Annotated in this window: 14 protein-coding genes and 1 pseudogene; 5 read left to right on the top strand and 10 right to left on the bottom strand. The window is 71.9% G+C overall.

Going from position 1 to position 18,841, the window contains the following annotated elements; translation table 11 throughout:
• Window positions 1–114: 114 nt before the first annotated feature.
• The 4 genes from Cs7R123_RS40505 to Cs7R123_RS32415 all read right to left on the bottom strand — a co-directional run bounded on the left by Cs7R123_RS40505 (window position 115) and on the right by Cs7R123_RS32415 (window position 4,620).
• Window positions 115–471 carry a transcriptional regulator gene (locus tag Cs7R123_RS40505; RefSeq protein WP_244872281.1) on the bottom strand — a complete coding sequence of 119 codons (357 nt, stop codon included), beginning with the start codon at window positions 469–471 and terminating at the stop codon, window positions 115–117.
• A complete protein-coding gene (locus Cs7R123_RS40500; RefSeq protein WP_244872280.1) occupies window positions 468–1,217 on the bottom strand; it encodes a hypothetical protein in 750 nt (249 codons plus the stop codon). Before Cs7R123_RS40500 ends, Cs7R123_RS40505 begins: the two co-directional genes overlap by 4 nt.
• Before the next feature lie 108 nt (window positions 1,218–1,325).
• Window positions 1,326–3,353, bottom strand: coding sequence for a phosphocholine-specific phospholipase C (locus Cs7R123_RS32420; RefSeq protein WP_212832209.1), 2,028 nt, complete (start codon window positions 3,351–3,353; stop codon window positions 1,326–1,328).
• Between the two features lie 172 nt (window positions 3,354–3,525).
• The gene (locus tag Cs7R123_RS32415) at window positions 3,526–4,620 is read right to left on the bottom strand and encodes a serine hydrolase domain-containing protein (protein ID WP_244872279.1); all 1,095 of its coding nucleotides are present in this window, start codon (window positions 4,618–4,620) and stop codon (window positions 3,526–3,528) included.
• A gap of 122 nt (window positions 4,621–4,742) precedes the next feature.
• Here Cs7R123_RS32415 and Cs7R123_RS32410 point away from each other — a divergent pair, with 122 nt between their 5' ends.
• Window positions 4,743–5,735, top strand: coding sequence for an aldo/keto reductase (locus tag Cs7R123_RS32410; protein ID WP_212832208.1), 993 nt, complete (start codon window positions 4,743–4,745; stop codon window positions 5,733–5,735).
• Here Cs7R123_RS32410 and Cs7R123_RS32405 read toward each other — a convergent pair.
• Complete coding sequence (locus tag Cs7R123_RS32405) at window positions 5,732–6,685, bottom strand: hypothetical protein (RefSeq protein ID WP_212832207.1); 954 nt, start codon at window positions 6,683–6,685, stop codon at window positions 5,732–5,734. The two genes, Cs7R123_RS32410 and Cs7R123_RS32405, sit on opposite strands and share 4 nt — an antisense overlap.
• 95 nt (window positions 6,686–6,780) lie before the next feature.
• Window positions 6,781–7,317, bottom strand: coding sequence for a hypothetical protein (locus tag Cs7R123_RS32400; RefSeq protein WP_212832206.1), 537 nt, complete (start codon window positions 7,315–7,317; stop codon window positions 6,781–6,783).
• A 488-nt stretch (window positions 7,318–7,805) separates the two neighbouring features.
• On the opposite strand from Cs7R123_RS32400, the gene Cs7R123_RS32395 reads away from it, so the two are divergent.
• The 4 genes from Cs7R123_RS32395 (at window position 7,806) to Cs7R123_RS32380 (ending at window position 14,359) form a co-directional block, all read left to right on the top strand.
• Window positions 7,806–11,066, top strand: a complete 3,261-nt coding sequence (locus Cs7R123_RS32395) for a S8 family serine peptidase (protein ID WP_212832205.1) — start codon at window positions 7,806–7,808, stop codon at window positions 11,064–11,066.
• Between the two features lie 149 nt (window positions 11,067–11,215).
• Window positions 11,216–11,791 carry a hypothetical protein gene (locus Cs7R123_RS32390; protein ID WP_212832203.1) on the top strand — a complete coding sequence of 192 codons (576 nt, stop codon included), beginning with the start codon at window positions 11,216–11,218 and terminating at the stop codon, window positions 11,789–11,791.
• 219 nt (window positions 11,792–12,010) lie between these two features.
• Window positions 12,011–13,543, top strand: coding sequence for a M4 family metallopeptidase (locus Cs7R123_RS32385; protein WP_212832202.1), 1,533 nt, complete (start codon window positions 12,011–12,013; stop codon window positions 13,541–13,543).
• 114 nt (window positions 13,544–13,657) lie between these two features.
• Entirely contained in the window at window positions 13,658–14,359 is a 702-nt protein-coding gene (locus Cs7R123_RS32380; RefSeq protein WP_212832201.1) for a hypothetical protein, read from the top strand.
• Between the two features lie 185 nt (window positions 14,360–14,544).
• Here Cs7R123_RS32380 and Cs7R123_RS32375 read toward each other — a convergent pair whose 3' ends face one another.
• The 4 genes and pseudogenes from Cs7R123_RS32375 to Cs7R123_RS41155 form a co-directional block, all read right to left on the bottom strand.
• Window positions 14,545–15,459, bottom strand: a complete 915-nt coding sequence (locus Cs7R123_RS32375) for an MBL fold metallo-hydrolase (RefSeq protein ID WP_212832200.1) — start codon at window positions 15,457–15,459, stop codon at window positions 14,545–14,547.
• Window positions 15,460–15,511: 52 nt separating this feature from the next.
• Window positions 15,512–15,868: a hypothetical protein gene (locus tag Cs7R123_RS32370; protein ID WP_212832199.1), complete on the bottom strand. Its 357-nt coding sequence runs from the start codon at window positions 15,866–15,868 to the stop codon at window positions 15,512–15,514.
• A gap of 31 nt (window positions 15,869–15,899) precedes the next feature.
• Window positions 15,900–17,303, bottom strand: coding sequence for a Si-specific NAD(P)(+) transhydrogenase (sthA, locus tag Cs7R123_RS32365; protein ID WP_212832198.1), 1,404 nt, complete (start codon window positions 17,301–17,303; stop codon window positions 15,900–15,902).
• Between the two features lie 125 nt (window positions 17,304–17,428).
• Window positions 17,429–18,731 (bottom strand): annotated as a pseudogene (locus Cs7R123_RS41155) (Ig-like domain-containing protein).
• Window positions 18,732–18,841 lie beyond the last annotated feature (110 nt).

The raw sequence follows: 18,841 nt of genomic DNA, 5'->3' as shown, positions 1-18,841 counted from the left end.
CACCCGGCGTGCGCCCCTCGCGGGCGCGCGCCGGGGCGTCACCCCGTCGATCATGAACTTATGGCACGGGTCGACGGTGTGTCCCGGGCACAGCTTCCTGATCAACCGGTCTGATCAACCGGCCTGGGCGGCCGGGTCGGGCGGTGCCGTGGCGTCGGCGGCGCGCAGGCGGGTGACGAGCTGTTCGAGGGCGGCCAGTTCGCGGCGCAGGGCGGTGCGGCCGTCGCGGGTCAGGGCCAGCCAGGTGCAGGGCTTGCGGCCCTCGTACGCCTTGCGGATGCCGACCAGCCCGGCCTCCTCCAGCACCCGCAGATGGCGGCTGAGGTTGCCGTCGCTGAGCTGGAGCTGATCGCGTACGGCCGTGAACGCGCACTCGGGCGTCTCGGCCAGCACGGTCAGGATGCCCAGCCGGATGCGCTGGTGGACCGTCTCGTCCAGCCCGAGCGCCGGATGCGCCCCGTCCTGCGTCACCGGCTGCCGCCCCGCGTCCGCAGGGCCCGCACCACCGCGAACACCACTAGCGGCAGTGCCATCAGGATCAGCGTCGGGCCGGGCCGGTTGAGCCCGAACAGGGTCAGCTCCCCGCCCAGCGCGGGCCCCTCGAAGAAGCCGAGCACCCAGGCCGTGAATCCGGTGAGGTGTCCCATGCCCATGGCGGACTGCCACCAGGCGATCAGGCCGACCCAGGCGCCGGCCAGCGCGACCGCCCGGCTGCGCTCGATCCATCCGAGCGCCACCAGGGCGAGCGAGACGGGCAGCAGCGGGGTGGCCAGCCCGCCCAGCAGCGACGACCGCTCGGCCAGCAGTTGCGAGTCCTCCGGGTGCGGCACGGGCGCGGCGGCGAGCACGGCCAGCGCGGCCAGGGCGCCGAGCGCGGTGAGCACGAACCAGCGCAGCGGCAGCCGTACGCCCACCCGCTGGGCCCGGTGGCGGTACCACGCGGCGCTCAGCGCGATGACCAGCGGGGTGCCGACGAACCAGAACAGGTACGAGGCGGTGGCGCTGCGCTGGGCGTCGGGCAGCCCGGCCCAGGAGTCGGTCGCGGGAATCCAGCTCACCTGGGCGAAGGGCGTCCGGTAGAGCGCGATGCTCGCCAGCAGCAGCGCGGCGAGCAGGGCGACGGGCAGCCAGGCGCCGCCGTGGGTGCGGCGGCGTGCCTGCTCGCGCAGGTGCCGCAGGTCGTCGAGCAGTTGCGCGGATGGGTCCACTGTGGCCATGGGTCTGCTCCTTGTCTATTGGCAAGTACTTTGTATCGCAAAGTGCTTGCCAGGGCAAGGCATATGCGGCGCGTCCGTCCGGAACCGACGGACGCACCGCGCACCGGCTCAGCCGCTCACACTGGCCGAACCGGTCTCCAGGTGGCCGGTGAACCGCTGCGACCAGGACGTGTCGCCGCTGACGGTGATCGTGAAGTCGTACCAGCCGCTGTTGTAGGCGACCGCGTTGAAGTAGTCGTCCGCGCTGCCCCCGGCGGCCACGGTGTAGGTCCACGGGCCGTCGGTGCGGTACTGGTTCGACTTGATGGTGAAGGTCATCGCCGCGGTCGACGTGTTCTTCAGCCGGAACCAGATCGCCTGCTGCCCCGTGTTCGGGGCGACCGCGAACCAGCTGCTCACGAAGGCGTTCTTGCCCGCCGTCGTCGCGTTGCCGGTGAACCGGCGCAGGAACCGGTTCGGGCCGTACATGCTGATGTCGTACTTGCCGTCGCCGTAGCCGGTGCCGACGTTGAAGTAGTCGGTGGCGGTGGCGCCCGCGTCGACCGTGTACTGCCACGGGTCACGGGTGCGGTACGCGTTGGGGTGGATCGAGAAGTGCGCCGCCCGGGTCGCCGGGGCACCCTGGTTGACCAGCTGGAACCAGGTCAGGATCTTGCCGCCGGTGCCGAACTCCAGCCGGTCCAGATACCCGTTCACCTGGTACGGCAGCGCGCGGGCCGGCCGGGTGCCGGGCTCCTGGGCGGGCAGCGCGTTGGTGGTCGGGGCCGGGTTGGGCAGCGTCTTGCAGTAGTTGTGCGTGATGACGCTGGTCGCGGGGAGCGTCGGCAGGCCGTACACGGGATGGGCGAAGTCGAACGCGCCCGTGAGGTCACCGGTGACCCGGCGCCGCCACGCGCTGATGTTCGGGCAGTTCGCGGGCGTGCCGCGCGCGGCCGTCCAGGTCTCCAGGAACCGGATCACCGAGGTGTGGTCGAACACCTCCGAGCTGACCCAGCCGCCCCGGGTCCACGGCGAGATCACGATCATCGGCACCCGGAAGCCCAGGCCGATCGGGGTGCCGCTGAGGAACTCACCGGTCGTGTCCGCCGGGGGAGAGGGCGGCGGCACGTGGTCGAAGAAGCCGTCGTTCTCGTCGTAGTTGAGGAACAGCACGGTGGAGTTGAAGGTGTTCGCGTCGGCGGCCAGGGCCTGGAGCACGAGGTTGACGAAGTGGGCGCCGTCGCCGGGCGGGGCCGACGGGTGCTCGGAGAACGCCTCGTTCGCCACGATCCAGCTGACCTGCGGCAGCGTGCCCGCGACCACGTCGGCGCGGATCGCGGCCGCGATCGCCTCGTGCGTGGGCAGGCTGCCCGGCACCGAGGCCATGCCCCGGTCGTAGAGCGGGTTGCCGGGCGCGGCGCTGCTGAACTGCGAGAAGTACGCCAGCCCGTTGTCGCCGTAGTTGTCGCTGGCCCGCTGGTACACCTTCCAGCTCACGCCCGCGTTCTGCAGCGCCTCGGCGTAGGTCTGCCAGTTCAGCCCCGACTCGTCGCCGCCGTCCTTGCTGCCCGCGTCGATGCGGCCGCTCCACAGGAAGGTGCGGTTGGGGCCGGTGGCGCTCAGCGCCGAGCAGAAGTACGCGTCGCAGACGGTCCAGTTGTCCGCCAGCGCGTAGTGGAACGGGATGTCGGCCCGGTCCAGGTATCCCAGGCTGCGCACGCTGCCGACGCCGGAGACCCAGTTGTCCATCTTGCCCTTGGCCCAGGCCGAGTGCTGCGAGCTCCAGCTGTGCGGCAGGTCGCCGTTGCACTGCGCCATGTCGTCGGGGTCGGCGCCGCCGGAGGAGTTCGTGCTGCTCATCTTCCACGGGTACTGCCGTCCGGACCCGTTGGGCTGCTGGAACGCCGGGTACCCGCCGTTGAGCAGCACCCCGGCCCGGTCCGCGAACCCGCGTACGCCCTTGAGGGTGCCGAAGTAGTGGTCGAAGCTGCGGTTCTCCTGCATCAGCACGACCACGTGCTTGACGTCGGTGATGGTGCCGGTGGCGGCGGCGCTCGCCTCGGCCGTGCTGCCCAGCTCCACCCCGGTCGCGACGACGGCGCCCGCCGCCGCGCCGGCGGACATCGCCACGAACTTACGGCGGCTCACTTCTTCCATCGGAGTCTCCTTCGCCTGCTCTCTGCCATGGACGGTGGCGAGAGCGTGAAGGCTCCGGGTTACGCCGGGTTTGCCCCGTGACGAAGACCCGCCCAGCGTCGTGGCAACACCACGCGAACAGGGCGGATATCCGATGATCCGATGTGTACACGGTACGTTCGGCCGACCCGCGTCAGTGCGCGGCGACCTCCGTCTGGATCAGCTCGCGCAGCTGCTCCATCGGGTCGCCGTCGCCGAACGACATCTGGTTCTTGGTCGCGGCCACGGCCAGGCCCAGCTGCGGGAACGCGTACGCGAGGCTGCCGCCGCTGCCGCTGGAGCCGAAGTGGCCGTCCTCCACGGCGTAGCCGAGGCTGCGGCGCACCGGCTGCCCGAACACCCAGTCGGGCCCGTCCATCGCGACCGCGGTGACCCGGGCCAGCCGCTCGGGCGAGATCAGGCGCACGCCGTCGACCGCGCCGAGCAGGGCGGCGTACATCCGGGCCGCGGCGCGGGCGCTCATGGTGCCGGTGGCGGGCACGTCGGCGCGCAGGAACTCCGGCCGGTTGCCCAGTGCCGCGTCCGGTCGCACCGCGGGCGGAACCACCAGGTCGATGTGGGGCAGGTTCGCCGACAGGTACGCCAGCGCGGGCTGCCAGCCGTGCTCGCCCAGCCGCGCCACCCGCCCGAGCTCGGCCTCCGGCACGCCGAAGAACAGCTCGCCGCCGACGCCCAGCGGCCCGGCGACCTGCTCGGCCAGCGCCTGGGCCAGCGTGCGGCCGGTGGCCCGGCGCACCGTCTCGCCGACGATCCAGCCGTAGGTCCAGGCGTGGTAGCCCTGCCGCGTGCCCGGTTCCCACTGCGGGGCCTGCGCGGCGATCAGCGCGCACATGCGGTCCCAGTCGGCGAAGTCGGCCGGGGTGACGTCGGCGGGCAGCTGCGGCACACCGGTGGCGTGCGTCAGCGCGTGGGCCAGGGTGGTGCCGGATTTGCCGTGGGCGGCGTACTCGGGCCACACGTCGGCCAGGCGCAGGCCGTAGTCGAGCTCGCCGCGCTCGGCCAGCACGTGCACGACCGTGGCGGTGACACCCTTGGCGGTGGAGAAGCTGGGGAACAGCGTGTCGGCGGTGACGGGGCGACCGGTGCCGTCGGTCCCCGCGTACGCCTCGACGATCGGCTCGCCGTGCAGGTAGGCGCTGACCTGTACCCCCGTCTCGGCGCCGGAGGCGACGAGGTCCTCGATCGTCTGCTGCACCCGGTCGCGCAGCCCGTCCCACTGTCCGCTCATGGCGATCCACCCTGCCAGACCGGAACGCCCGCCTCGACCGCATTTCCCGGCGACATTTCCCGGCGGCGCCATTTCATATATCGTATAGGATAAGCCCGCCGCCCTGCTCCGGAGGTTTCGCCATGCCCCACCAGCTCGGACGCTCCCGCGTCACCGTCGGCCCGCTCGGCCTCGGCGCCGCCTCCATCGGCAACCTCTACCGCGCCGTCCCCGACGACCGCGCGGCCGCCACGGTCGACGCGGCCTGGCAGGCGGGCGTCCGCTACTTCGACACCGCCCCCCACTACGGTCTCGGCCTGTCCGAACGCCGTCTCGGCCAGGCCCTGGCCGCCCGCCCGCGCGAGGAGTACGTCCTGTCCACCAAGGTCGGCCGCGTCCTGGTCGACAACCCGGCCGGTGCGGGCGCCAACGACCTGGCCAACGGCTTCGACGTCCCGGCGGGCCTGCGCCGTGAGTGGGACTTCAGCTCCGCCGGGATCCACCGCAGCATCGAGGACAGCCTGCGCCGCCTCGGCCTGGACCGCATCGACCTGGTGCTCATCCACGACCCCGAGGAGAGCCCCGACGCCGCCCGCGCCGTCACCGAGGCCTACCCGGCCCTGCACGAGCTGCGCGACCAGGGCGTCATCGGCGCCGTCGGCGTCGGCTCCAAGGACACCGCCGTGCTCACCCGGTTCGCCGTCGAGACCGACGTGGACGCGCTCATGGTCGCGGGCCGCTACACGCTGCTGGAACAGCCCGCCCTCGACGACCTGCTGCCCGTCTGCGCCGCCCGGGGCATCTCGATGGTCAACGTGGGCGTGTTCAACAGCGGCCTGCTCGCCGTCGACTGGCCCGACGAGACCCGCCCGTACGAGTACGGCACCGTCCCCGCCGACATCCTCGCCCGCGCCCAGGCCATCGCCCTGGCCTGCCGCCGCCACGGCGTGGCCCTGCCCCAGGCGGCGCTGGCCTTCGCCGCCGCCCATCCGTGCGTCGCCTCGGTCGTCGTCGGCGCGGGCCGCCCCGAGAACATCCTGCGCAGCGCCGACCTGTTCGCCCGGCCGGTCCCGCCGGAGCTCTGGACCGACCTGGTCGCCGAGGGCCTGCTGCGCCCCGACGCCCCCACGCCCTAGCGCGCGGCGGCCATCGCGCCCAGCAGCGCCTCGACCTCCGCCTGCCGCCGGGCCAGGCGGGCGGGGGCGGCGACGGCCAGCCGCTCGAACCGCGCCGCGGCCCTGCGGGCAGCCTGCTCGGCGGCGACCGCGTCGAACGGCCGCAGCGCGTACGCCACGGCGAAGTCGGCGTAGCCCATGCCCTCGGACTCGTGCTCGCCGTAGACACCGAGGTCGAGCAGGCCTCGCCAGATCTCGGCGGCGGTCTGGGCATCCGGGCGCCCGTCCTGGCCCGCGTCGGTCCGGGCGAGCGCCAGCGCCGCGTGCAACCAGCCCGCACTGGCCCGAGTGAACGGGGGCAGGCTGCCGGCGGCCAGGCGCCCGTCGACGCCGACACCCCACTGCGCCACGGCGATCGCCGTCGCGCAGTCGCCGAGCCGGCGCAGGACCATGGTGTAGTTCGCGGCGACGAGCACCCGCAGGGCATCGGACTCGGGGTCGTTCGAGGGGTCGGCCCGCACGTCCTCGTAAGCCTCGCGCAGCCGCTGTCCGGCCCCGTGGTCGTCGCGCTGGTCGGCGAGCACCTGCCCCAGGATCACCAGCGGCCAGGCCGCGTGGCCGGGATGGCGGTCGGCGACCGGCCGGGCGACCGCGACGGACTCCTCCGCCAGCGGCCGCGCCTCGTCGAGGCGCCCGTCGCGGTGGTAGAGGTGCGCGCACATCCGCAGGATGGTGGCCAGCCGCGACCGGTCGGCGTCGGTGGCCGCGGACCGGCGCAGCCGATCGATCTCCGCGAGCATCAGCGTGGCCGCCTCGGCGTCCAGGCCGCGGTCGAGCAGCTGCCGCAGCCGCTGGTCCAGGCGCCGCGCGCGGCGGTCGGCCGCCCAGCGGCGGATGCGGGACAGGTTGAGCAGCAGGCCGATCGCCAGCAGGGCCAGGCCGAGCAGCAGCGGGACGCGTTCGTCGGACACGAGCCGAGATGCTAGACGCACCACGGCCATCGCGGGGGGTGGTGCGTGTGCCGGGGCGGCACCCCGCGCGAGGTGGTGCCGCCCCGGCCCGGCGATCAGTGGAAGATCGTCAGCTGCACCTTCGACACGATGCTCGGGAGCTTCCCGACGCCGTTGAGGCAGTTGATCAGGTCGGTCGCGTTCGCGGTGAAGACCTGCTTGGCCGAGCTGCCCGCGAACAGGCCCGCGGTGACCGTGCCGTTGAAGGTCACGATCAGCTGGCCACCCGAGATGGTGGCGGTGCGCACGGCGCTGATGGTCGACGTCGCCCCCGTGTTCCAGGTGATGGTGAAGTTGACGTTGAGCGTCAGCAGCACCATCGTGCAGTCGTCGTTCATCGTGATGGTCTTGGTCTCGAAGCCCGAGTTGAGCTGCGGCACGCGCGGCGCGCGGCAGGGCTCGTACTTCGTCGTCCGCTGGACGACGGTGGGCTGGTTGACCAGCGTCAGCGGCGGGTTGAACGTGGTGACGTTCTGGCTGTTGGGCGACACGCAGGTGAGGTCGATCACCGCGGCGTCGGCGGGCGCGGCGGCGAGCAGGCTGCCGCCGAGCGCCAGGGTGGCGATCATGGCGGCTCTGACGAGTCGGACCATGAGGGGACTCCGATCTGAGGGGGGACGGTGGTGACCGCCGGCGTGGGAGCGTTCGACGGTCACCGATATATTAGGTATCGTTGTCGGTCTATTGATTGTCGGATATCGATCCGCTGCGGCCGTTGAAACAATCTATTAACATCTATATAGTCGTGTGGTTGCGGGTGCGTCGCCCCCGGTGAAGCGACCATCGAGCGCCTTCTCAATTGCGTCCAGAATGGACAAACAAACCCCACCCTGAAGTTCAGCTGTGAACCACCCACCCGTTAGGTGGATTCCACAACCGACCCCTTACTCGAAGGATGGTCGGATGACATGGATCGGCGCGTGGTGCGCACGCTGCCGGTCCGTCGGGATCGGATCGCTCCCGCGATGCCGGTGAGCACAGCCAACACCCTCGGGAAGGGGCTCAGATGAGACCTCGCAAGTGGCTACGAGCTGCGTTCGTGGGGGTCCTCGTCGTTCCGTTAGCCGGTGCGACGTGGACCATGCCCAGTGCCGCCGCGCCGTCGCCATCGCGGTTCACCGCGACGGCCATCGCACCGACGTCGGTGATCACCGGCACCAAGACCCCCAGCAGCCGCCTGGCCCAGACCGACCCGTCGCTGCTGGGCCGCAAGGACGGCGCGCTGGTGCCGGTGCTGGTGAAGCTCGACGCCGACGCGGTGGCGACCTACACCGGCGGCGTGCAGGGCTACGCCGCGACCAGCCCCACCGTGACCGGCCGCAAGCTGTCCGGCGCCGCGGCGGAGAAGCGGTACGAGGGCTACCTGGCGCAGCGTGAGGACGCCTTCGTCAAGGCGCTGGCCAAGGTCCCGGGCGCCAAGGCGGGCACCCGCCTGCGCACCGTGTACGGCGGCGTCGCGGTGGTCGTGCCGGCCAACCGCATCGCCGACCTGCTGCGGATCCCCGGCGTGGTCGCGGTGCAGAAGGACGAGCTGCGCAAGCCGCTCACCGACGCCAGCTCGGCGTTCATCGGCGCCACCTCGCTCTACCCGGGCCTGGGCGGCACCCGCAACGCGGGCCGGGGCGTCATCATCGGCGTCATCGACACCGGCGCCTGGCCGGAGCACCCGTCCTTCGCCGACCAGGGCAACCTGGGCGCCCCGCCGGCCAAGGCCGACGGCACCCCGCGCACCTGCGACTTCGGCGACAACCCGCTGACCCCGGCGACCGACGTCTTCGCCTGCAACAACAAGCTCATCGGCGGTGCCAAGTTCCTGGACACCTACGACGCGCAGACCGGCGACGACATGTACCACTCGGCCCGTGACAGCGGCGGCCACGGCACCCACACCGCCTCCACCGCGGCGGGCGACAAGCTCGCCTCGGCGAAGGTGTTCGGGGTGGAGCGCGGCCCGCTGAACGGCGTCGCGCCGGGCGCGTGGCTGTCGGTCTACAAGGCGCTGGGCCCGCAGGGCGGCTTCAGCTCCGACCTGGCCGCGGCGGCGCAGCAGGCGATCCTCGACGGCGTGTCGGTCATCAACTACTCGATCTCGGGCGGCAGCAACCCGTACACCGACGCGGTCGAGCTGACCTTCCTCGACGCGTACGCGGCGGGTGTGTTCGTGGCGGCCTCGGCGGGCAACTCCGGACCGGGCTCGGCCACGACCGACCACGTGTCGCCGTGGGTCACCACGGTGGCCGCGTCGACGCAGACGCGCGAGTTCGTGTCGACGCTGACCCTCAAGGGCGGCGCGGACACCCTGACGCTGACCGGTGCCTCGATCACCAGCGGCGTCGGCGAGTTCCCGGTCGTGCTGGCCTCGGAGGCGCCGTACAGCGACGCGCTGTGCACCACGACGCCGCCGGCGGGCCTGTTCGCGGGCAAGATCCTGGCCTGCCAGCGCGGCGTCAACGCCCGCGTGGAGAAGGGCCTGCACGCCTCCCAGGGCGGCGCCGCGGGCATGATCCTGTTCAACGCGACGCTGGCCGACGTGGAGACCGACAACCACTTCCTGCCCACCGTGCACCTGGCCGACGGCACCGCGTTCAACGCGTTCCTGGCCGGCCACACCGGCGTCACCGCCAGCTTCACCGGCGGCACCAAGCACAACGGCCAGGGCGACGTGATGGCCGCGTTCTCCTCGCGCGGTCCGGGCGGGCTGGGCATCAAGCCCGACATCACCGCGCCGGGCGTGCAGATCCTCGCGGGCAACACGCCCACCCCGGACTCGCCGGAGAGCGGCCCGGCGGGCGAGTACTTCCAGGCGATCGCCGGCACCTCGATGTCGTCGCCGCACATCGCCGGCGCGGCCGTGCTGCTGAAGGCGGCGCACCCGAACTGGACCCCGGGCCAGATCAAGTCCGCCATGATGACCACGGCGAAGACGTCGGTCGTCAAGGAGGACACGGTCACCCCGGCCGACCCGTTCGACTACGGCTCGGGCCGCCTGGACCTGACCAAGGCGTCCAACCCCGGTCTGACCTTCGACGAGACCCCGGAGCGGATGTACGCGCTGGGTAACGACCCGCTCGCGGCGGTGCACCTGAACCTGCCGTCGGTCAACGTGCCGACCCTGCCGGGCCGGATCACGACCGAGCGCGTCGCCAAGAACGTCTCGGGCAAGACGCTGACCTACAAGGTGAGCACCACGGCGCCGGCCAAGAGCAAGATCACGGTGTCGCCGAGCACGTTCACGCTGCTGCCGGGCAAGTCGGTGAAGCTGACCATCACGATCAGCTCGTGGGCCGAGACCGCGCAGCTCTTCGGCCAGATCAAGCTGACCCCGACCAAGGCCGGCCAGCCGGCCCTGCACCTGCCGGTGGCCTTCGTGCCGCAGCAGGGCAGCGTCAGCCTGGACAGCAAGTGCGCCGACACGTCCATCGTGAAGTACGGCACGACCAGCTGCACCGTGACCGCGACGAACAACTCGTTCGCCGACGCGGTGACCGACTTCAAGACCACCGTCGACTCCGACCTCAAGGTCACCGGAGCCACCGGCGCCACGGTCAAGAACGGCAGCACCGTCGAGCTGAAGAACGTCACGCTGCCGGGTGCGGCCGCGGGCGTGCCCTCGATCGACCCGGGCGTGACGCCGGCGGGCTACCTGCGGCTGTCGCTGTTCGGCATCCCGGCGACGCCGGTCGGCGACGAGAGCATGCTGAACTACACCGTGCCGGAGTTCCTGTTCAACGGCGTGACCTACGACAGCATCGGGGTCGACTCCAACGGCTACCTGGTCGTGGGCGGCGGCACCAGCGAGGACAACAACTGCTGCAACCTGACCCAGATCCCGGACCCGGCGAAGCCGAACAACATCCTCGCCCCGTTCTGGACCGACCTCGACGGCACCGCCGCTGAGGGTGTCCGCATCGCCAACCTCACCGACGGCGTCAGCAGCTGGCTCGTCTTCGAGTGGCAGGTCAACATCTTCGGCACCAGCGCCAACCAGCACTTCCAGGTCTGGATCGGCGTCAACGGCGTCCAGGACATCTCGTTCACCTACGACCCGGGTCAGCTCCCCAATAACATGGGCCAGCCGTTCCTGGTCGGCGCGGAGAACGAGAGCGGCCTGGGCGGCGAGGGACTGCCGCTGGGCGTCCTGCCGACCGAGGACCTGGTCGTCACCAGCACCGACCCGACCCCGGGCGGCTCGGTGTCGTACACGGTGAACCTGCGGGCGATCAGCACCGGCGTGGGCGTGGTGACCACCGAGATGGTGGCCTCGACCGTGCCGGGCACCACGGTGGTCAACTCGGCCATCCTGGTCACGCACTCCTCGCGCAGCACGGGCCGCCTGCCCTGACGGGCTGACGGCCTCGGTTGACACACCGGCGGCTCCGGCACCTGCGGGCGCCGGAGCCGCTTCGCGTCGCGGGCCGGGTCCGTGCGATGCAAGAAAAGATATGGATCCGTTGGGTACCGTCGGCGGCCGGATCGAACCGGAGGAATGCCTTGCGAACGTCGTCGAAAGCCGTGGTGGCACTGCTGCTGGCGGCCGGTCTGCTCCAGGGGTGCGGATCGGGGCGCGACCCGGACGGCCCGCTGCGCGGCGTCGACCCGGCAGGCGGCTTCGTCGTGAGTGACCGGGAGTCGGTGGTCGACCGGCCCTGGAGTGTGGGCGCCATCAGGATCTGCATGCAGGAGGCGGGCACCGCGGTCATCGAGGCCGTACGCCCGCAGCAGGTGATCGGAGCCGTCGCCGTCGACCGCTTCGGCCTGCGTGCGAACAGGTCGGACGAGGTGGAGACCGGTGGCTCGCACGAGCCGCTGCCGACGCTCGGGTTCGGCGACGTGAACGGGTTCGCCGTGACCGCGAGCTGCGCGGCGGACCAGCCGGGCCCGGAGCTGGCGATCCAGCTGCACCGCACCGGGACGGGCGGCGGCGCCGTCGACGGGATCGTCGTCGACTACCGCGTCGGCGACCAGGAGTACCAGCTGGTGAACAAGCTCGTCGTCGTCGCGTGCGACCCCGATGTGCCGGGGGCCGCCCCGGAGGAGCTGAGGCAGGACTGCCCCGACGCGGACTGACCGCGGTCATGGAGAGCACCTTCTACATCGGATACCGACAAGAAGTTGCCCTTCCTTGTCTTCAGGGTGGTTGCGGCGTGTGACCAGCTGTCGGACAGGCGGTGACACATTCGCGGCTCGCATCGCTGTATGGACAGCAATGAGACCCTCGCCGACCGGTGCGGGTCCGATGCGGGCCCGCTACCCCGCGGTCCGCCGAGCCAGCGGAGGCACCTCTCCATGCGTCGTACCCCCGTCATATTGAGCGGCCTCGCGGTGGCCGCCCTCGTCGCCGCCGCGGGCGCCACCGCCGCGGCCGCACCGCCCGCGGACCCGTTCGCGCGCGCCGTCGGCCACCTCAGGTCGCACTCCGGCACGCAGTACGCGGCGGGCCAGACCTTCACCCTGCGCGGTGTCGCCACCGACGCCGACGGCACGCAGCACGTCCGCATGCACCGCTACTACGAGGGCCTGCCGGTGCTCGGCGGCGACGTCGTGGTGCACCTGGACCGCGCCGGTGCCTACCGGGGCGCCAGCCAGACCCTGGCCGGGGCACCGCGGCTGGACCGGACACCGCGGGTGAGCGCGCAGGCGGCCGCGGGCGCGGCCCTGGCCGCCTCGACCGCGGGTTCGCGGGCGGTCGCCGGGACGCAGCTGGTCGTCGACGCGGACGGCGCGGCGGCGGCGCTGGCCTACGAGGTCGTGGTGTCCGGGGTGTACGCCGACAGCACCCCCAGCGAGCTGCACGTGCTCGTCGACGCGACCAGCGGCCGGGTGCGCGACTCGTGGGAGGCCGTGCAGGCCGACGGCGTGGGGCACAGCTTCCACTCCGGCGACGTCGCCGTCGGCACCGTGCTGTCCGGCGGGACGTACCAGCTGAACGACGCCGCGCGCGGCGGCCACAAGACGTACGACCTCAACGGCGGCACCAGCGGCACCGGCACGCTGTTCACCTCGACCGCCAACGTCTTCGGTGACGGCACCCTGGCCAACCGCGCCACCACCGGCGCGGACGCGCACTACGGCGCCGCGATGACCTGGGACTTCTACAAGAACACGTTCGGCCGCAACGGCATCCGCAACGACGGGGTCGCCGCCTACAGCCGGGTGCACTACAGCTCCAACTACGTCAACGCCTTCTGGGACGACTCGTGCTTCTGCATGACGTACGGCGACGGCAACGCCGCCCAGGGCTGGACGCCGCTGACCTCGCTGGACGTGGCGGGCCACGAGATGAGCCACGGGGTCACCAGCAACACCGCCGGGCTGCGCTACAGCGGTGAGTCGGGTGGCCTCAACGAGGCGACCAGCGACATCTTCGGCACCATGGTCGAGTTCTACGCGGCCAACGCCAACGACCCCGGCGACTTCCTGATCGGCGAGGAGCTGCGCACCAACGGGACGCCGCTGCGGTACATGGACAAGCCGTCCAAGGACGGCGCCTCGGCCGACTGCTGGTCCAGCAGCGTCAAGCGGCTGGACGTGCACTACTCGTCGGGCGTGGCCAACCACTTCTTCTACCTGCTGTCGGTCGGCAGCGGCGCGTCGTCGTGGGGCAACAGCCCGACCTGCAACGGCTCGACGGTCACCGGCATCGGCCGGGACAAGGCCGCCGCGATCTGGTACCGGGCGCTGACGGTCTACATGACCTCCCGCACGGCCTACTCCGGCGCCCGCACCGCCACCCTGTCCGCCGCCGCCGACCTGTACGGGTCGGCCGGCACCGAGTACAGCACCGTGGCCGCCGCCTGGTCGGCCGTCAGCGTGAGCTGACCCCTGACGCGGCAGGACCCGGACGGCCTCCCCGCCGGGTCCTGCCGCCGGATGACGCCGATCCGCCAGTGCCGGGCCTGGTGCGGGGCCGGGCCGCTCGGGCACGATCGCGGAATGGATGCCGAGGTCGCAGAGCAGGGCACCACGTACCGCGCCGTGCCGGCGTGGCGGAGGGTGACCGAAGGGGAACAGCGCTGGCGGGTCGGCCTGGCCGTGCTGGTGCTGATCGGGTTGCAGCTGTACGTGCCGCGCGAGTACGCGTTCCGCCCCGCCTGGGTCGTGCCGGCGCTGGAGCTGGCCCTGCTGGTGGTGCTCAGCATCGCCAACCCGCGCCGGATCAACCGCCGGTCCCGCCCGCTGCGGGTGCTCGGGCTGGCCCTGGTATTCCTCTCCGGGCTGGCCACCGCCTGGTCGGCGCTGGTGCTCGGCTACGCCCTGATCCAGGGCACCGACCTGGACACCCCGCTGGAGCTGCTGCGCGACGGCGGCGCCATCTGGGTCACCAACGTCATCGTCTTCGCCCTCTGGTACTGGGAGTTCGACCGGGGCGGCCCCGCGGCCCGCGCCCACAACGTCTGCCCGCCGCCGGACTTCGTGTTCCCGCAGATGACCAACCCCGAGCTGGCCGCGCCCGAGTGGGAGCCGGAGTTCGTGGACTACCTGTACCTGTCGTTCACCAACGCCACCGCGTTCAGCCCGACCGACGTGCTGCCGATGTCGCGCTGGGCCAAGCTGACCATGATGACCCAGTCGGCCACCACCCTCGTGGTGATGGCCCTGGTCATCGCCCGCGCCGTCAACGTCCTGGGCGCCTGACGCACCCGTCGCGCCCGTCGCACCCGCCGCACCCGCCGCACCCCGTGCGACGGTGCAGTTTCGGGGAAACTGCACGAAAGACCGCCAAGATTCCTGCACTTTCCCCGAAACTGCACGAACCCGCCGCGGCGGGCGCGGCGGGCGTGGCGAGCCGGGCGCGAGACGGGTGGAGCGGGTGGGACGGGTCAGGCCAGGCAGGTGGGGATGCGGCCGCCGTTGAACACGACCATGTCGCCCAGGACGGCCGGGACCGGCAGCTCGGCGGCCTCGGGCAGCCCGGACAGCTCCGCGTACCCCCGGTGCAGGTTGGCCACCAGGCGCTCGGAGTCGAGCAGGCTCTTGAACGCGCCCAGGTCGGCGGTCTGGGCCGTCTCCAGCGGCGTACGCCCGGCGGCGCGGCCCTCGGCGGCCAGCTCCTGCACCCACCGCAGGTAGGCCGCGTTGGCGTCGAAGACCTCGGGCCCGGTCACCGGCCCGTGCCCGCTGACCACGATCTCCGGCTCCAGGGCCCGCAGCAGGTCCAGCGCCCGCAGGGTCCCGGTCAGCGACCCCATCAGGTACAGCGGCGTGACCCCGGAGAAGGTGATGTCGCCGGTGAACAGGATCCGGTGCTCGGGCACCCACACCACCGCGTCCCCGGCGGTGTGCGCCGGACCGGGGTGGATCAGCTCGACCCGCAGCTCGTCGACCCACAGCGTGAGCCGGTCGGTGAAGGTGACCGACGGCGCCCGCAGCGCGACCTCGCCCCAGGCGACGTCGGGCCAGATGCCGGGCAGGTTCAGCCCGTCGGACAGCAGCAGCTCGCGGGTGCGCTCGTGGGCGACGACCGTCGCGTCGGGCGCGACCGCGCAGGCGCCGTAGTGGTGGTCGCCGTGCCGGTGGGTCACGATCAGGGTCCCCACCGCGGCCGGGGTCACGGAGTCGATGTGCTCGCGCAGGTGCAGCGCCCGGGGCACCGTCGCCGTGGCGTCGACCAGGGTGACCGCCTCGCGGCCGACCAGCACGCCGGCGTTGCTGACACACCAGCCGCCGTCGGGCTGGACGTACGCGAAGACGCCGGGGGCGAGCGCGGTCAGCGTGGGCGGCGGAGTGATCGGCATGGGCTCTCCTGGACGGTCGTGACACGAGACCGCCAGTGTTCCACGCCCGCCGTCACAGGGCGCAGAAGATCAGTCCGAGCGGCACGAAGCCGAGGCCGAGCCCGATGGCGGCGGCCAGGTGGCGGATGCGGTGGTACGCCCGGTAGAGCTGGAAGAAGACCGCGGCGGTGAACAGCATCGCCACGGTCAGCGCGACATACGCCGACCCGGCCGCGACCGAGGCCAGCAACCCTTCGGGGCTGCCGTCGTGCGCGGCCGCCTCGGCGACGGCGAGCAGCACGATGCCCAGCGCCCAGCACCCCAGGGCCGGGCCGATCAGCCCGCGGCTGACGACCTCGCGCACCGGCCGCACCGGTGGCGGCTCCTGCGGGGCGGGCGGTTCGGGGGCCGGGGCGGCAGGGTCGGACATGTGCGGCATCGTAGACCCATCGCCTCGGCGTTCAGTCGCGCAGGCTGGCGATGTGCCGCATCTTGTTGGTGGCGTCCAGCGCGGCCACCTTGTACGACTCGGCCAGCGTCGGGTAGTTGAAGACCGCGTCCACCAGGTAGTCGACGGTGCCGCCGCAGCCCATCACCGACTGCCCGATGTGCAGCAGCTCGGTGGCGCCGGTGCCGAACACGTGCACGCCGAGCAGCCTGCGGTCCTCCGGTGACACCAGGATCTTCAGCATGCCGTGCGAGTCGCCGATGATCTGCCCGCGGGCCAGCTCGCGGTAGCGGGACACGCCGACCTCGAACGGGATGCGGTTGTCGGTCAGCTCATCCTCGGTGCGGCCGACGTAGCTGATCTCGGGGATGCTGTAGATGCCGATCGGCTGGAGCGCCGACAGGAGGCCGACCGGCTCGCCGCAGGCGTGGTGGGCGGCCAGGCGGCCCTGCTCCATCGAGGTCGCGGCCAGGGCGGGGAAGCCGATGATGTCGCCGACGGCGTAGATGTGCGGCACCGCGGTGCGGAAGTTCTGGTCGACCGCGATCCGGCCGCGCTCGTCGGCGGACAGGCCCGCGGCCTCCAGGTTCAGCGTGTCGCCCATGCCCTGGCGGCCCGCCGAGTACATGACCGTGTCGGCGGCGATGGTCTTGCCGCTCTCCAGCACCGCGATCGCGCCGCGCGCGTGCCGTTCCACCGCCGCGACGGCCTCGCTGAACCGGAACGTCACGGCCAGGTCGCGCAGGTGGTACTTGAGCGCCTCCACGACCTCCAGATCGCAGAAGTCCAGCATCCGGGCCCGCTTCTCCACCACCGTCACCTTGGTGCCCAGGGCGGCGAACATCGAGGCGTACTCGATGCCGATGACGCCCGCGCCGACCACGACCATCGAACGGGGCACCCGGTCGAGCTTGAGGATCCCGTCGGAGTCGATGACGGTCAGGTCGTCGAACTCCACGGTCGCGGGCCGGGCCGGGCGGCTGCCCGCGGCGATCACGATGTGCTCGGCGGAGATGGTGTACTCGCGGTTGCGCTCGCCCGCGACGTGCACCGTGTGCGGGTCGGCGAAGGTGGCCTTGCCCGCGTGCAGCCGGATGCCGTTGCGGGCGAGCTGGTTGCGCACCACGTCCACCTCGCGGCTGATCACGTGGTGGGTGCGGGCGGTGAGGTCGGCGACGGTGATGTCGTCCTTGAGGCGGTAGCTCTGGCCGTACAGCTCGCGCTGGCTCAGGCCGGTGAGGTAGACGACGGCCTCGCGCAGCGTCTTGGACGGGATGGTGCCGGTGTTGACGCTGACGCCGCCGACCATGTCACCCCGCTCCACCACGGCGACCTTGCGGCCGAGCTTGGCGGCGGCGACGGCGGCCTTCTGCCCGCCGGGGCCGGATCCGATGACGAGCATGTCGACGTCGCGCATGGCCGAAACTGTGGCACGCCAACGTTAACGCCGGGCACCTCCGCGGCGGCGGAGTCGCCCGGCGAAAAGAACGAGGGGGTACGGCCTGACGACGGTCAGGCCGCACCCCCTCGCGAAGACGGGTGCTACGCCGTGGGCGAGGCCGACGGGGCCGGGCTGGCCGAGGCGGACGGCTCCGGCGACGCCCCCGCGCCGCCCAGCGCGGCGAGGTCGGCGGGCACCGGCAGCGCGCTGCCCTTGACGTACTCGTCCCAGGTCAGGTCCCAGGCGGTGAACCCGTTGCCGGACTTGAGCCGGCGCTCGGTGCCCTTGACGGTGACCGGGTCGCCGATGCGGGTCAGGTTGAACAGGAACTTCGCGTTGGCCATCGACACGTTCACGCAGCCGTGCGACACGTTGCGCTTGCCCTGGTTGGGCACCGACCAGGGCGCGGCGTGGATGTACTCGCCGTTCCAGGTCAGGCGCTGGGCATACTCGATCTCGACCCGGTAGTGGGTCGACGCCGGGCTGGCCGGTGGTGTCGAAGATGGTCTTGACCAGCTTGTCCATGATCACCATCGTGCCGGAGGAGGACGGGGTGCTGGCCTTGCCCAGGCTCACCGGCAGCGTCTTGATCAGGGTGCCGTTCTTCATCACCCGCATCTGCTTGTCGGCGTTGTCCACGAACAGCTCGACCTTGTCCTTGCTGATGTTGCCCTCGCCGTAGCGGTCCTGGTCGCCGTAGCGGCCGCCGCCCAGCGGCACGCCCTCGAACGCCACCCGCACCTTGATCTTCGTGCCGGGCTGCCAGTACTCCGGGGCGCGGTACATGATCTGCTGCGGGCCGGTCCAGTGCCAGATGCCGGGCTGCGGCGGGTCGGTGGTGACGAACAGGCGCTTCTCCACCGCCGCGCGGGCCGAGTCGGCGATCGGCTTGGTGAACTCGACGACCACCGGCATCGCCACGCCGTACTCGCGGTCGGCGAACAGGTAGAGGCCGCTGCCGCCGCGCTTGCCCGGCTTGGCCATGGTGGTGAACGAGGTCTGCTGGGTCACCGTCTGGCCGTCGGGCGCGGCGGCGACCACGGTCGCGGCGTACTTCTTGCCGTACTTGAGCGGCTTGTCCGGCACCCAGGAGCTGCCGTCGGCGCGCATCTTCCCGGCGACCTTCGCGCCGCCCGCGTCGGTCAGCGTCACCGACTGCACCTGGCCGCCGGTCAGCTTGGTGCCGACCTCGGTGCTCACCGGCTGGTTCTTGGCGTCGGCGGCCGGGTTCAGCGCCAGCGTCAGCGGCTCGGGCGCCGGGGACGGGCTGGCCGACGGGGCCGTCTGCACGAACGTCGGCGGTTTCTCGTCCTCGCTGCACCCGGTGAGCAGCAGCGGCGCCGCGATCAGCAGCGCCAGGGCGGCCACCGTCCCGCGCGCCCGCAGCCTGAACCGACCCGTCATCACGTCAAACCCCCGCTCGATACCCCGACGACACAACCGCACATGGTGCCGGACGCGAGACATTCTCGGGAGGGCTGTTCGGGTCGTCTGCGCTGGCGGGCCGGTCGCCG

It is taken from the genome of Catellatospora sp. TT07R-123, from assembly GCF_018327705.1.
GTDB lineage: Bacteria > Actinomycetota > Actinomycetes > Mycobacteriales > Micromonosporaceae > Catellatospora.
The sequence above is the reverse complement of the archived record's forward strand: the minus strand, read 5'-3'. Positions and strand labels throughout refer to the sequence as shown.